Here is a 14,716-nt window from a genome sequence, read left to right as displayed (position 1 = left end):
TATGTGAAAGATAAAGGTTTTGTCAGCGCCGAAGCCTTGTGGATAGGTGCAGAACTTATTGATAAAAATGGAAATGTTGTCCTTGTTGAACAGCTTTACCGAGAAAACTTAGGTGATGAATCGGTTAAGGTTTATAACTTTCAGGTCGATGATTATCATACATATTTTGTCAGTGAGTATTGCATTTTGGTTCATAATGCAGGCGACTTGTATGCAAGAGGTAAATATAGAAAGTCAACGCACGAAAAAATGAAAGCGGAAGCCCCTAGAGATGCTGATGGTAATATGATATGTCCGACTTGTGGTAAAAAAATTCCAGAAACTATTACCCAAAATGGCAGAACACGTGTTGGGTATGATGGAGATCATTATCCGACAACTTGGAATGAGCGTGTACAAGAAATGAAGAAGTGGCCAACTGCTCCAACGAGAAAACAAGTTCTTGATATTTACAATCAAGATGTTAGAGCACAATGTCCCAATTGCAATCAAGGACATATGTTTGAAGGTGTTAAAGGAGATTTTGCAAAATGAATGTAGGAGAGTTATTACTAGACCATTACGAACATTTTTTAGGTGACTATATTGGTGCAGATGTTTATAGTAATGGGGAGCAAGAAATTCAGATACTAGGTTTTCCTAAAGTGATTGAAAATAGTATGGTATTTATCACGTTAGGAGTATCAAAGTATTCTGATATGATAAACAATCAGTGTGAGATTGCTTTGGCTGTGGACGAAAGTTACGATGAATGTGCTGAAGTGTTAGCAAATGCAGTTTTCTATATCTTATCAAATAGAATGAATTTTGGAAAAGGTATTCTTATTGAGGGCGTAGAAAATATTAATGCTAGTTTTGCAGAGAAATACAATAAAACAGCTTTGTATTTTACAAATGTGTTTGTACTACCGGAAAACTTTGCTTTTGTAAATGATGTATGCTGTATTTATATGTGTCTCTTTGTTTCTAAAGATGAAGCTGAATTTATCAAGAAATATGGTAGCGAAAAATTTGAAGACCTTCTAGAAAATAGTGATGTTGATGTTATTGATTTAAAGCGAAAATCTGTTTTATAAAAAAATTGAAAACGCCTTATTAATACAGTGGCTTTTTGAATATGTTCTTAACTTGTAGACAATAACAGAAAAATACATTTAGTTGCTCAAATAATCCGTGAATACTTGCATGACGAAACAGTTAAGGTTTATAATTTTAAAGTAGAAGATTACCATACTTATTTTGTAGGTGACAGTAGTTTACTTGTACATAATGCGGAATACTCCCCAACAAAGCCTCGTTATGGTGAGAGAAGAATTTCTGATGAAGAATACGATGAACTTAGATCACAGACACCGTCGCGCAAAGTAAGGCAGAAAGTTAATGAAAATAACATAATTGGAGCGGATGATCCTGCTATACATGGAAAGAAAATAGAGGGATCTTTAGAGGCTGATCATATAGTATCTATGGATAAAATAACCAAAATTGAGAACTTTGATAAGCTTTCTACAGAAAATAAGCTTAAAGTGTTGAATTATGAAGATAATTTTACTGGTTTGAGCAAATCGGCAAACGCTTCAAAAGGTGCAAAGTCATATAGTGAATGGACACTATATAAAAAGGAAAATATTCCAATTTCACAAGAATATAGAACTAAAATGATGGTGAAAGAGTCTATTTTAGAACCTATATTACAGGGAATGATAGATGAACTTGCAGGAAAGTAAGGAGTGAGCGTTTTGATGGATAAATTGGATTTTTTAAATAAATATAGGGATAATGTAGAACTGGTATCTATTAATGATGTGGATTCTTTTATTACCAACGAGTGGAAAAATGTTTTTAAGGAAGAAACACAAAACAAACGCGTCAAAAATACAATTAGTATTTGGAAAAAACATTGTGAAAAAGAATTAAGAAACACTATTAATTACTTATCCGAACACCTAATAGATGTCAGTCTGATTAAAACATCATATGGCATATCTGTTATTTATGAATTAATAATGATGGATGGCAGTATTGATTATTATGAAGGACTTTTACCTATTCATGATTATGAAAAAGAACTTTTTATTTGGAATAGTATTCCAGAGTCGTTGAAGTCTTTTTACAGTTTCGTTCATAATGGATTTTATTATTATGCCAGCCAAAATATGGGCATATTACCCGTTCAAAAAGTTACCTGTATGAATGATTATGATTGGGGAATCATTGAGGATTTAAAATTAGATATTCTGTTTAGTATGAAATCGACCTATATTTTCTTTGAAACCGGAATGGGCGGATATGTTTTACTCGATATGCAAAATTATGGTGATGAAAATTCAATTGTGTGGTTTTCAAGGAAAAAACCTATATATAATAAAAATTTCTGGGATATTGTAGATGAATGGATTGTAATGGGATTTAACTAACTATTGTATGTTGGTATGCTGAAAATACCTGTATATCCAAAACTTATTTTAAATTTGCATTTGAATTTTTAAAAATGAAATTTTGGAAAGTATTGCCAACGGAGGTTCGTTCCTAGAAGGTTTCGAAGATGGAGCACTCTCAGGCGCAATAAGCGGTGCAATCGGCGGAGCGGCTTTTGCTGGACTTGGACAGTTAGGTGCAGTTGCCGGTAAAGGAATTAAATGTATGTCCGGCTTTGGTAAATTTATCAAAGGAACAGCATCAGTAACAAAGGTAATGAGTACTGCTATGGGCGGATTTGATACAATAGCGCTTGTTGATAAAGCTTTTGGAAACGGTGATATTGCCACATTGAATGCCAAATTACACGAAAGCAAAGCGTATAACATTTTCCAAACAGGTGTAACAGCAACCGCCGTATTTACAGGTGGTATGCCGACATTTAAAATTATTGATTTCAAAATATTGCGTTTTAAATTATTTATATCATTTTAATTTTAGTGAAGGAGTGATAAGATGGAAATTTCTATTGATGTATTGATAGCAGATTCTCGTCTTGCCTTTGTACAAGGCAGATATAATGAGTCATTAAAACTTGCAGACGAGGCACTCAAAGTTGATGAAAATAATTCTGATGCTCATCAATGTGCAGGTAATGCGTATATGTCTAAACAGGATTATGATAACGCAATAGAGCATTACAAAATTGCAGTTGAAAATGATGCTGATAATGGTGATCGGTATTTTAACCTTGGTTACGCATATGCCACATCTAATCAACCGGTTAAAGCATTAGAAATGTTCGCAAAGGCTGATGAAATTGGTTGTTCACCTAATGTGGTGGGACAGCTATACAAAATAATGGGTATGCTTTGTTTCGATCTTCACAGGTACAATGATGCAATAATAAACTTAATAAAATCTGAAAAAGTTGTCGGCATAGATATGGATGTACTTCAACGTAAGGCTTTAAGTTACAGTATGAGCGGTCAAACATCAAACGGTATAGAAGTAGCTAATCAAATGAAGTTGCTTGCTCCGACAGAGTATTTGGGATACAGAATTGCTTTTAATATTCTTTTGCAAGAGGAAAGGCTTGAGGAAGCAGAAAAAGAACTTGACCGTGCCGAACGTTTTGCAAAACCTGTAAAAGAACTGTTTTTTGATTGGGTTGCTTATGAAAACGCTCGTTATGAACTTGACGGTGATAAGGAACATCTTTATTTGGCAATAGATAAAATTTTTGAAGGATTATGTGTGGTTGAGCCGGAAGTCAATAGTATTGTTGACAGTTATATCAATGCAGCTGAAATATATATTCAACTCGAAAATTCAAATATGGCATTGAAGTGTATCAATGCGGCTGAAAATCCAATCAATTCATTTAATGAAGGGTTTTCAGTAAAACAGTTGACTGAGTTAGAAACAAAACCTGTAGTAAAACCGGGTCAACGAGAAATTGATATTGCTGTTGAAACTGTAAGACGCAAGTATGGTGAACAGAAAATTGAAAGATATGGCAGAGAAATGGCGGCAAAGGCAAGGCGTAACTCACCGGATCTTGAAAAAAATATGACACCGATAGCTCAAAATCATGAATCTGATTATAGCAAGTTAGATGTCGATGTGAATCCTGTTTATTCTCAGGAAAAAACAGAACATATTTATCGTTTATATGTGGCAGCTTATACAATTGTTAAAGATAATGAACACATTAAAGTGTATGCATCAAAACTCGCTAACAGTTCTGATCCTCAGAGTAAATATATCGGTAAATACAGCCTTATTAAAGCGTTAAAGGATGAAGGCTATCCTAAGGCTGATGAAGAATACAGAGATTTTCTTACATACTTAAGAAACGAAATGATTAAAGATCCTACGGACCTCTTAGTACTTACATTCCGCATACAATGTCATATAGATCTCGGAGAATTTGAAGAAGCTGAAAAGCTTGCAGACTTATTGTCCGATGAAATGCGTAAACCAATCTTAGAGCAGATAAAAACTGCGCAAAGTGGAGGTGAAGCATAGTGGCTACATATTTATCCAAAGACCTTGTGGTTGATGAAGAAAAATTCAATACTGCTGCACAAGATATGCGTGCATTAAAAGAACGCACCAATAAATTAAAAGAAAAACTCAGTACTATGTATGAGGAACTTGCAGGAGCAATGGATACCGAAGCAGGGCATGAGGCTCAGCTTGAGGCTAAAAATGTTTTATTAAAACCAATAGAAAATATGTCACTTGTAGTTAACCATATATCCGATACACTCGATACAGTTATTGGTAATGGTTATTACAAGGATGTATTTACAGGTTTTGAAAATTTAAGTCATTTATTTTAGGAGGTAAATATTTATGGCAAATATGGGTTCAACCGGTACGGTTAACATCACAAAGGCAATGATGGATGCTGCTATTAAAGCAGTGGACGATTATCAGAGTCAGGTAACAGGAATTAACAGTGAGCTTCAATCTGAAATTGACGGACTTATTCCAAGCAGTTTTTCGGGTGCAGCAGCTAATGGTTTTAAGGCTTTTTACGATACAAGTATTCTTCCAAATGTTACTGATAATCTTACAAAAATGCTTGACTCACTCAAAGAAATTTGTAACACAATAAAAATGCAAATTCCCGGTGATGATCAGGGTGTTGATGATCAGCTTGGTCAGGGTAACCAGAACTCTGGCAGTGCACAGGGTTAAGTAATTATATTTAACGGAGGTATTATATTATGGCAGATTGTAGAATTGTTAATCAGAATGTAGCCTCATCGGTAACAAATATTGATAATTTGGCTACTAAATATGCTAACGCAGGAACTGAATTTGAAACAGCTTTTAAGGCAGCTATCGCCGAAATGGAAGGCGATTCCAAAGATGCTTTGATTGAGCTTTTTGATAAAAGTTATAAAGAATTTGTAACAAGTTTGGAAGCAGGTCTTCCGGCAATGATTAAAGGAATGTCAAGTCTTCTCGAAGGAAATCGTGACAATTTTGAAAAAGTTGACGCACAGATTGCTGAAAGTATTAGAGGCGGCGGACAGGGCTGAGTATTCGGCTTATATGTGGCTCTGTTTGTTAAATTACAAATAGAGCCGCATTTGTTATGTAAGGGATGTGATTTTGGTGGCATTTAAAATTTTATCGCAGGACGAAATTCAGAAATTAACTTCAGTAGAAAGAAAAAATTACGAACAGTTGTATGCTGAATATCAAGAACGTGAAGCTTTTGTCAACCGTCTTGAAAGGCAGAGAAAAGTGAAAGTACCACGTTTCAAAATCAAAAAAAGATATATGAAAAACTTTTTGATTCCTCAAAATTATAACAAGAGGTTTGGAGTATTTGAAGCTGATATTTCTGAGTTTAGCAGTAATATTTTAAATGCAACTAATTGTGTGAATAAAACACTTTCCAAATATAAAAAAGTTGATTTTGTAAACAAGCATAGTGTTACATTACCTGATATACCAAATGTCGGATTAAAATTTACTAATAAAAAAATCAATAGATTTTATGTTTCAAAGCCCAATAAAGTAGTTAGCATTAATCCAAAGAACATAAACTGTGAATTTTCAGATGTACAGTTGAATTTAAAAGAATCTTATGTAGCTACTCCATCTTTGAAAAATGTTCAGATTGGTAAATTAGAGTTAATTAAGACAAATGGTGTTTTCATAGCAACGGCACAGATACCATCAGTAAAAATTCAAAATAATATAACTAAGAAATTACCTTTGGTTTTTACAAATGTACCGGATGAAATTAACACTGATTTTGTTCCAATGAAATTACAAGTATTACCATATATCCATGTTAGTAAATCTTATCTTACTAAAAAAAGTATTAAAACTTATAAGATGACTGATTTACCAAAAAGCGAGATAAACTTTCCCAAAGTATCTTTAAATAGAAAACCTATTAATATTGAGATAAATTCGTCGGAGGTAATTATACCTACATCTAAAGTTGAAAATTATAAATTAAAACCGGTTAATATAACTAAGCCAAAAACTACTTATATTGAGAATAATGTTAATGAATTTGAAAAGCCTGAAATGTCAAAAGTTATATTAAGTAGTGTAGTTATACCAAAAACAGCGAAAATTGTTGGAAAATGTACCACTTCTGAAAAATTAAATCAAGTTAAGGTTAAAAGTATTGACTCACCTACAATAAGTTTTAGTATTAGTGAGCCAAAAATAGAACTTTCGCATGGTGTAGTAGTTAATCCGCCTAAAATAAATTTTGAATATAAAAATTCTATTCACAGGGCATAGGGTAAATGATATGAAAAACAATGAAATTTTAGTTTCTGTAAAATTTAATATAAAAAATAGAGTGCGAACATTGTCTTTTCTTGTAGTAAAAGATATTACTTTAAAAGAATTTATTCAAGGCGTATATTACGGACTTAAAAACTTTAATCCGGATGAAAGTATAGGCGCCGATACAACTCTTAGCATACAGGATTGTTTTCAGGCATTTGAACAATATATCAAAACTCATTGTGAGTTGTTGATTCTTTACACTATCATGGGTGAATACTCTAAAGTCGATATTACAGAACAATCAATGGATGTACTTGATCAACAAAAGAAGGTCAAAAACAATTACGATTTGTCATTGAGTAGCCTTGGAATTGTTACATCAAGTGAGTTTTTTATTACTGATAATGATATGGTTACAAATGTACCACAGCTGTTTGATAAGGGCGACAGAGAAAAAACATATATACTCCGTGATAATAATACTTTGGAATATAACATAAGTACCAGAAGGCTTAATGTAATTGAACCTACAGTAATAGATATTCTTCCAGCAGGTGACATGCCTACAAAGGCTAAGGGTAGTTTATTAGATACTATTGCTCCGCCATTAATTACCGGTTTAGGAATGGTTGGCATACGCTTTTTTATCAGTCAGTTTTCAAGCAATTCAGGGCTTAATGATTCTATGTTGGCAATGACTATTGCAATGCCGTTTATGTCAGCGGTGACTTCTCTTTATAATCGAAGAAAACAATCAAAAGATTATAAACAGTCTGTTAGTGAATGGAAAGAAAAATATGAAAATTATATTAATGAAACTATAATTAAAAAGAAAATTGTAAAATGGCAAAAGGATGAAATTGTTTATCTAAATAAAGCTTATCCCAGAATGTGTACATTATTTAATCAAACAGGCGAGATTTCCACTGCAATTTTTGCACGTTCACAAAATGACAATGACTTTATGAGAGTAACGCTTGGTGAATCGGATGAAATAAAGCCATCATTTCAAATTAAAGCAGAGCAAAAAGATGACATATTTTATGATGTGCGTTATAAGCTCCATCCGCCCAAGAAAGGAGAAGATGAGTGTCCCTATATTACAATTGAAATACCGCCGAAACATAAAAATAAAAAAGGATATCAACAAACAACAGAAGAAATGAAAAATCAATTTCTCCTTACAGAGTTACCTTATATATTTTCAACCACACAGGAAACTATAGGAGAAAATGGAGAAAAAGAAATTACAGGATTTAAATTTTTAAGAGATTCATCGGCAAAAGCAGAAAAACCACCTTTACTTGTCGATCTCAAAAATATCGGTACATTGGGCGTAATTTCTAAAAATGATGATGTGTCGTTGAATTTCATCAGACATTTAGCTTTTGAACTTTCTTTTTACCATTCTCCCGAGGATGTTCAGTTGGTATTCTTTTTTAATAAAGAAAAAGATATCGAGAAACAGAGTGACATAATAAACGACTATATGTTTCTTCCGCACGCTAATGAATTATTTGATGGTTTATCTCAATTTGTGTTCGATGAAAAAAGTGCAGGCGAAGTGTATAGCCAGTTACAAAGTATAATTTCGGAACGAGTAAAATCCAATAGTTCAGATGAGCCGGACAGTAATTCTTTGTCTGAAAAAGTAACACAGATTATTTGTTTTGTGTTAGATGATTATGATATTAAGGAAAAAGCTTTTTCAAAATATATTCCTGAAGCACCTAAAGAAGGAGAAAACTATGAAAATTCTTTAGGCTTAACATTTGTGTTTATTCAAAAAGAAAAAGGTATGTTGCCCAAATATTGCGGCAGTATTGTTGAACTTGATGAAACTATTCATCGTATAAGCAACAGGTATAATCTTTTAAGCCACGAAACTCTTAGTAAATTAGCTCGTGGTAAAGATTCATCAACCACAACGGATGACATAATTGAATATACAAATTTTACAAATGATTACATATTTAATAACGGAACAAAGGAACATCCAAATTCAGAATTTGACATTGCTTTCAGACGATTAAGTTCTATTTACTATACTAGAATAGCTGAAAACGGTAAAGTTCCTTCATTAGTAACTCTTTTTGAATTATTTGAAGATATTTATAAATTAAATAATGAGCAAATACAGACAGATGAATTAACAAATATAATATGTAAAAACTGGTCTGATGTTCAAAATAATGATGTTACTCGTAATATGAAGGTTGCTGTCGGTAAAAATGAACATGGGATAACTTATCTGGATCTTCATGAAAATGCTGATGGTCCACATATGCTTGTCGCCGGTACGACAGGTTCCGGTAAATCTGAAACAATAATTACATATCTTATCGGACTTTGTGTAAAGTATTCTCCATCCGATCTCAATCTAATGCTTGTTGATATGAAGGGTGGAGGATTTTCTGAACGCTTGGGTAAATTACCTCATTGTGTGGGCACGGTTACGAATACTGCAGGCGAAAGCCAAGGAATTTCTGCAGTGTATATGCTTAAACGATTTTTGGAATCGCTTAATGCCGAAGTGAAAAATCGTCAAATAATACTTTCAGATCTTGATGTTGATAATGCGGACGCATATATCCGTACTTATAGAAAAATAAAGAAAATTCATGAATTGAAATCCAATCCAAACGAAAGATCAAAGTATGAAGAATTGATACAAGAAATTCGTGATGGTAAAAAAGAAAAGCAAATCAGATATATTGACGGTGACATAAGCAAACTAAAACCACTTTCACATCTTATACTGGTTGTCGATGAATTTACCGAATTGAAAAGATTTTCAAGTGAATCTAATGATATAGATTTTATTGCCGAAATTACTACTATTGCACGAATTGGCAGAACACTTGGATTACATATTATATTGGTGTCACAGAACATTGAGGGTGCTATAAATGATGATATTCGTGTAAACACAAAATCAAAGATATGTCTAAAAGTAGCAACTAAGCAGGCATCAAAAGAAATGTTGGGTACTACAGATGCAGCGGCTGCAACTATGCCTGGGCATGGTAGGGCATATATTTTAGTTGGAACCGGTAGCAGATATGAGTATTTCCAGTCTGCTTATACGGGTGCAAATAAAAATACAGACATAAAACCGGCTACAAAGATGACTTATGTAACAAATACAGGTGAATTTATTAGTGACTTTTATGATTCAACAAAACATAATGATGTGCTTAAAGCAAAAAATAAAAAACTTAGCTTTGGTATTACGCAATTAGAGTATGTTGTTGAGAAAATCATTGAAATAACAAGTCAAAAGACATCGAATGGTACGAATAAATACGATGTACCGGAAAAAATATTTCTTGAACCATTACCTGTTTTACTTTCGGATGACAACGATGAATTTAATGAATGGAATGAGGTGTGATAGACTTTGAATAATGGATTTGAAATGTGCTCTTTGGGCAGATATGATATACCAAATAAGCAAAAGCAATCGAATTTTAAAGTTGATCTCGTTAATTCAAATATTGCAGTTTTTGGTTCGGCTATGTCAGGTAAAACCAATTTTTTAAAGTTGTTAATCAACTGTCTTCATAAAAGAAGTAATATATATAATGAGCAAATATTTATTCTTGATTTTGGAGGAGCATTAAGAGATTACAAAGATATGCCATTGGTTTCAGCTTATTTTGATAATACCAGTGAAGAATATGTAAAGCGTGTTTTTGTTATTTTAGAATCAATTTTAAAGCAAAACATTAAAGATCTTGGCAGCTATAATTTTAGTGTCGGAAGAAAAAATAATTTACCACATACAACATTTATTATTGATAATTTAAATGCTTTTATAGGTGAAAACAGATACTCTGCATATCACGAGAAATTTGGCAGAATTTGTCGTGATGGTAGATCTCGTGGTATTTCAGTAGTTTTTACTGCTTCAGATACGAAAGGAATTTCAAACTATTTGCTTTCATTTGAACAGAAAATAGCATTAAATTTTGCTCCTGATAAATGTTCAGAAATATTTGGTTCTAAAGTTGAAAGCCTTGGTAACATACAAGGAAGAGGATATGCGAATGTAACTGAAAGACCTGATGATATTATAGGTACTTTTAATCTAAATGCACCTTATGAAGTTCAGATATTAAAGTGTTCTGACATAAATGATGAAGATTCGGTTTTTATGAGAAAGTTAAAAGAAAAATTTGCTTATGATGAATCTTCATTTGAATATAGAAAACAGGTTCAAAAATACAAAACATTTCCACAGGAACTTCTTTTTGAGGATTTTGTTAATTTAAGACAACCTCTGGATGCTACAGATAGGGTTTTGTCATCTAATAATGTTGAAGTTGGGTTGGACTATGTAGAGTTTAAACCAATAAATGTTGATTTTTCAGATTCAAGAGTGGTTGCAATTTATGGTAAAAAAGAATTTGGTAAAACAAATCTTCTTAGATTGTTGTTGCGAAATCTGAAAAACAATAAGAAAAATTCAAGGTTTGTCTTTTTTGATGACGGCAGAAAGCAATTAAAAGTTTTTTATGATGAGTTTTCTGAAACATTTGACTGTGATTATATTTCTGAGTATGAGCAAATTCCTATAAACTTTGTTAATGGCAGAATGAAAAAGAGAAAGCTTTCGCCTATGCAACAGTTTTATAAAATATTGCATGAAAAATATATGAGTCTGTACAACGATTATGATAATGATTTACTTTATCAGATTTATGGAATTGATGATATTGATTTTACGGTAGAGGATTTACCTAGAGGTGCAGATAAAGCAGACGGAACACCAACTGTGTTTGTAATACAAAGTAAATCAATTTATCTTAATACAAAGATGAATTCTGATTTTATACATTATTTTTTGCAGGAATTAATAGACGTTGCAGATGAAAATGATTATATTTTTATTTTTACAGATGTAAAGAAAATAACAGATGCAGAGGTAAATGCATTGTTTAACAGTACCTTAAAAACAGTTTTCCTGCTTGACAATATCGCAGAATTTGCAAGCGAGCGTGGATCTAAAACTGTATTTGGTGATATGGATCAAAAGAATCTAAAAGAAGAATATGCAAAATGTGAAATTGGTGACGGCTATTTCTATAATGTCGAAGCTGATTTATTAAAAAAAGCAAAGTTTATAAAAACTGAGTAAGGAGATTATTATGTCTGACAATAATTCAAGCGGTAAATTTGTTTCAGCAGATACTACGAAAATTGCAAACTTTGAAAAGCAAAGTGCTGAGGTTATTACAGAATTTGCCACTATAAAAAACGAGTTTAACAGGATAAATAAGGAATTACTTGCTTCTTGGAAAGGTGTAGGAGCAGATGCTTATAGTACTGAAATAGCTCATATTTTAGAAAAAATCGGCAGTGTTGAAGATGTTCTTAAAGCAATAAATGAAAGTGCCGTAAAAGATATTAGAGATTCATATAGTCAGGTCGATGATGAATTGGGAGAATTTAATAGAAATCCTAATTCCGGAACGGAGGAGTAAAATGGTTGATCTTACAGATGCTCAGTTTGCCTGTAACCAAACGAATTCAACATCAAATAATGTCTTTCTTAAAAAATTAAATTCAAATGACCCTGATACTATATTTAACAAAGTAATAATGGAATTTAATGAGGAAGAAAATGATGACTAAAGGTATTATTAAAGGTTCTGAATTTAATTACATAATAGATACATCATACGGGCTGTCATCTGATGGTTATATTGCTACAGGTACTGAAAGTATTGTTTACAAAGGACTTAAAATTTCACATTCCGGAGATATAGTGTTGTCTTGTGTGCTTAAATTTAAGTATAAATCCCTCCTGATTGGAGCTGAGGGTGGTGTAAGTAGGGTTGTTAATGTGTATGACCGATTTAGAACACATGATTTAAAAATTTTTGATGAACTCCAGGATTGCCGTTCGGTTGTTAGAATTTTCGATGTCATAGAAGACTTAGGCGATTTTTCACTAACGGATACACATGTCGAAGAAGGCAGGAAGTCTATTTCTATTAACCGTGAAAAGTTTTTTTGTGTTGTTGAAGAGTATGTTGACGGTTGGTCGCTGGAAGAATACTGTCGAGATTATTATTGGAAACTTACTGAAACAGTTGATGTTGGTAATAATTTAAAAAAGAAAAATTCTTTTCATCAGTTTTCAAATGACAAGAAGCTTAGAATGCTCAAAAGTTACAGCAACGATTACGAAGAATTGATTCGTTATCAAAGTGATATGTTTGACTTTATGTTAAATCTTTGTGATATCTTGGAATATATTACGGATCAAAAGCATATTTTACACCTTGATATTAAACCGGATAATATTATGGTTACGCGTTATGGCAAGGAACTTGTTTTAATTGATTTTGGTCGTTCTGAACATATTGATATAGAAACAAAGTCGGTCAAAAGTAATCTTGGTGAAGCTGATTATAATAAAGAGCAAAGTATAACCCGTATGTATCAGTATGGTACATTGGGATATGCTGCTCCTGAATGTTATGTGAACGCATCAAACGGTTCTGTGTTTCCTTTTAATGATGATAATTTTGAAAAGGGCAGAATGAGTATAGAAAGTGATATTTTTTCTTTTGGAGCTACTTTTTGGGAATGCTTGAATGTATTTGAGTTATATACAGGTAATACGGAATTTGCTAAAGATAAAAGTTTAGGAGGTTCTTACGATTATTACCGACATAATATTATGAATGATGATGCTTATTGTGATAGAGATTTATCATTAACATCTGCTCATTATCACGAAAAATTAGAAAATATAATTAAGAAATGTACCCGCAGAAGAGAAAAAGGTTTTCTTGAGAGCCCATTGTATTACCATGATTATAAAACTCTGCATGATGATATTATAAACGCAAAAGAATCTGCTCCATCTATAATGAAATCAGAAAATATAAAGGTTAGAAATTCATTTGGTGTAGTTGGTGTTATGGCAGGTTTGTTTTGCGTTATTCTGCTTGTTTGTGGATTTTTAAAGATGACAGGCAGTTATTTTGCAGAGCGTAAAATGGATAATATTATTGAAAATTACAACCCAACCAAGATTGAGTGGCTTGAAAATGCTGCCGCTGAACAGATGAAATCTTCAATTGAATCGGAAAAACAAAATATTTATAACAAAGTATTTGAATTTTTGAGTAAGGAAGGCGATACGCTAAATTATTCGGAAACTGTTGTTTTGGTTAATTTACTTACACAAATGAATAATACCAAATTTATAAATGATTCTGTAGATCAGATGTTATTGTCAGTTGACCAAAAGGAGTTGAGCTCTTGTATTGAAAATACAGTTACAGGGCTTCCAAATTGTAGTAGCGACGGATATAAAATAGCTGTTCAAATTTATAATGCGCAGAAAAGGCAAAACTTGTTGGAATGTTATAATATGCTTGTCGATAATACTGATAATAAAAACTTAAACAGACTGGTCAGTAGATTAGCACAGGATTTAAATCATGATGAACAAATAAACAGTATTGCCGAGCAAGAACTTAAATCGGATTCAAATTACACATTATTGACAGAATATGAAACTGATATGAAACTATCTGAATTAAAAAATACAATTAAACAAACACTTAATAATATAAGTGCTTTTGGAAATGTGAATGGAGTGTTGAGTAATGAATCTAATTAATAGAATCAAAGTGGGATGGAAAAACGAAGAATTTAGTAAGATTAGAAAATACATAAGAAAACCTGCTTATATTACTTTTGCGATTGCAGGTTCGATAATGACTCTTGCTATTATATTTTTGTTTGCAATTGGTAAATTAGAAGATATCATTGTTTCAATGGATATTAGATATAATTCTCCCATCTTTATTACTCTTGCTGTGATAGTTTTGTCAGTTCAGGTAGGTGCGACTTTTTACGGAGTTTTTTTAAGTCTTAGAAAATACAGACGCCCCGGAGGCAAAGGAATAGTAAATGTTTCATATAATAAGGGAACTTCGTTTAATGCCCTATCTAAAACTTTGGATAATAAATAGGAATACATATTGGTTTGGAGGAGATT

Annotated in this window: 16 protein-coding genes; all 16 read left to right on the top strand. The window is 32.4% G+C overall.

Annotation, left to right across the window (positions count from 1 at the left end):
* On the top strand, positions 1-534 hold a 534-nt coding region (locus tag AAAY30_RS04535; protein ID WP_499215869.1), incomplete at its 5' end, for a polymorphic toxin-type HINT domain-containing protein.
* Complete coding sequence (locus AAAY30_RS04530) at positions 531-1,076, top strand: suppressor of fused domain protein (protein WP_117972075.1); 546 nt, start codon at positions 531-533, stop codon at positions 1,074-1,076. The genes AAAY30_RS04535 and AAAY30_RS04530, both read left to right, overlap by 4 nt.
* Before the next feature lie 105 nt (positions 1,077-1,181).
* Complete coding sequence (locus tag AAAY30_RS04525) at positions 1,182-1,727, top strand: hypothetical protein (RefSeq protein ID WP_337781584.1); 546 nt, start codon at positions 1,182-1,184, stop codon at positions 1,725-1,727.
* Between the two features lie 15 nt (positions 1,728-1,742).
* Entirely contained in the window at positions 1,743-2,417 is a 675-nt protein-coding gene (locus AAAY30_RS04520; RefSeq protein WP_295025844.1) for an SMI1/KNR4 family protein, read from the top strand.
* Between the two features lie 82 nt (positions 2,418-2,499).
* Positions 2,500-2,913 (top strand): hypothetical protein, encoded by a 414-nt coding sequence (locus AAAY30_RS04515; RefSeq protein ID WP_295025843.1) that lies wholly within the window; start codon positions 2,500-2,502, stop codon positions 2,911-2,913.
* 21 nt (positions 2,914-2,934) lie between these two features.
* Positions 2,935-4,449, top strand: a complete 1,515-nt coding sequence (locus AAAY30_RS04510; protein ID WP_293641668.1) for a tetratricopeptide repeat protein — start codon at positions 2,935-2,937, stop codon at positions 4,447-4,449.
* Complete coding sequence (locus AAAY30_RS04505) at positions 4,449-4,766, top strand: Rho GTPase-activating protein (RefSeq protein ID WP_242990377.1); 318 nt, start codon at positions 4,449-4,451, stop codon at positions 4,764-4,766. Before AAAY30_RS04510 ends, AAAY30_RS04505 begins: the two co-directional genes overlap by 1 nt.
* Positions 4,767-4,779: 13 nt before the next feature.
* Positions 4,780-5,127 carry a WXG100 family type VII secretion target gene (locus AAAY30_RS04500; RefSeq protein WP_117704999.1) on the top strand — a complete coding sequence of 116 codons (348 nt, stop codon included), beginning with the start codon at positions 4,780-4,782 and terminating at the stop codon, positions 5,125-5,127.
* Between the two features lie 29 nt (positions 5,128-5,156).
* Positions 5,157-5,474 carry a hypothetical protein gene (locus tag AAAY30_RS04495; RefSeq protein ID WP_117704998.1) on the top strand — a complete coding sequence of 106 codons (318 nt, stop codon included), beginning with the start codon at positions 5,157-5,159 and terminating at the stop codon, positions 5,472-5,474.
* A 76-nt stretch (positions 5,475-5,550) separates the two neighbouring features.
* A complete protein-coding gene (locus AAAY30_RS04490) occupies positions 5,551-6,702 on the top strand; it encodes a hypothetical protein (protein ID WP_294439197.1) in 1,152 nt (383 codons plus the stop codon).
* Positions 6,703-6,712: 10 nt separating this feature from the next.
* Positions 6,713-10,087, top strand: coding sequence for an FtsK/SpoIIIE domain-containing protein (locus tag AAAY30_RS04485; protein WP_337781633.1), 3,375 nt, complete (start codon positions 6,713-6,715; stop codon positions 10,085-10,087).
* Positions 10,088-10,093: 6 nt separating this feature from the next.
* Complete coding sequence (locus tag AAAY30_RS04480) at positions 10,094-11,833, top strand: FtsK/SpoIIIE domain-containing protein (RefSeq protein WP_294439202.1); 1,740 nt, start codon at positions 10,094-10,096, stop codon at positions 11,831-11,833.
* Positions 11,834-11,843: 10 nt separating this feature from the next.
* Complete coding sequence (locus AAAY30_RS04475) at positions 11,844-12,179, top strand: WXG100 family type VII secretion target (protein ID WP_293641658.1); 336 nt, start codon at positions 11,844-11,846, stop codon at positions 12,177-12,179.
* A 1-nt stretch (position 12,180) separates the two neighbouring features.
* Positions 12,181-12,330, top strand: coding sequence for a hypothetical protein (locus AAAY30_RS04470; RefSeq protein WP_181987125.1), 150 nt, complete (start codon positions 12,181-12,183; stop codon positions 12,328-12,330).
* Entirely contained in the window at positions 12,320-14,335 is a 2,016-nt protein-coding gene (locus AAAY30_RS04465; RefSeq protein WP_293641653.1) for a protein kinase domain-containing protein, read from the top strand. The genes AAAY30_RS04470 and AAAY30_RS04465 overlap by 11 nt, the downstream gene beginning before the upstream one ends.
* A complete protein-coding gene (locus AAAY30_RS04460) occupies positions 14,322-14,690 on the top strand; it encodes a hypothetical protein (protein ID WP_294439204.1) in 369 nt (122 codons plus the stop codon). The genes AAAY30_RS04465 and AAAY30_RS04460 overlap by 14 nt, the downstream gene beginning before the upstream one ends.
* The last annotated feature ends 26 nt before the right edge of the window (positions 14,691-14,716 follow it).

It is taken from the genome of Ruminococcoides bili (assembly GCF_040093295.1).
Classification (GTDB): domain Bacteria; phylum Bacillota; class Clostridia; order Oscillospirales; family Acutalibacteraceae; genus Ruminococcoides; species Ruminococcoides intestinale_A.
The sequence above is the reverse complement of the archived record's forward strand: the minus strand, read 5'-3'. Positions and strand labels throughout refer to the sequence as shown.

Coding starts and splice junctions, on each gene's coding strand:
- AAAY30_RS04470 (WP_181987125.1), top strand. CDS start 12,181: ATGGTTGATCTTACAGATGCTCAGTTTGCCTGTAACCAAACGAATTCA.
- AAAY30_RS04475 (WP_293641658.1), top strand. CDS start 11,844: ATGTCTGACAATAATTCAAGCGGTAAATTTGTTTCAGCAGATACTACG.
- AAAY30_RS04530 (WP_117972075.1), top strand. CDS start 531: ATGAATGTAGGAGAGTTATTACTAGACCATTACGAACATTTTTTAGGT.
- AAAY30_RS04495 (WP_117704998.1), top strand. CDS start 5,157: ATGGCAGATTGTAGAATTGTTAATCAGAATGTAGCCTCATCGGTAACA.
- AAAY30_RS04485 (WP_337781633.1), top strand. CDS start 6,713: ATGAAAAACAATGAAATTTTAGTTTCTGTAAAATTTAATATAAAAAAT.
- AAAY30_RS04510 (WP_293641668.1), top strand. CDS start 2,935: ATGGAAATTTCTATTGATGTATTGATAGCAGATTCTCGTCTTGCCTTT.
- AAAY30_RS04460 (WP_294439204.1), top strand. CDS start 14,322: ATGAATCTAATTAATAGAATCAAAGTGGGATGGAAAAACGAAGAATTT.
- AAAY30_RS04500 (WP_117704999.1), top strand. CDS start 4,780: ATGGCAAATATGGGTTCAACCGGTACGGTTAACATCACAAAGGCAATG.
- AAAY30_RS04465 (WP_293641653.1), top strand. CDS start 12,320: ATGATGACTAAAGGTATTATTAAAGGTTCTGAATTTAATTACATAATA.
- AAAY30_RS04520 (WP_295025844.1), top strand. CDS start 1,743: ATGGATAAATTGGATTTTTTAAATAAATATAGGGATAATGTAGAACTG.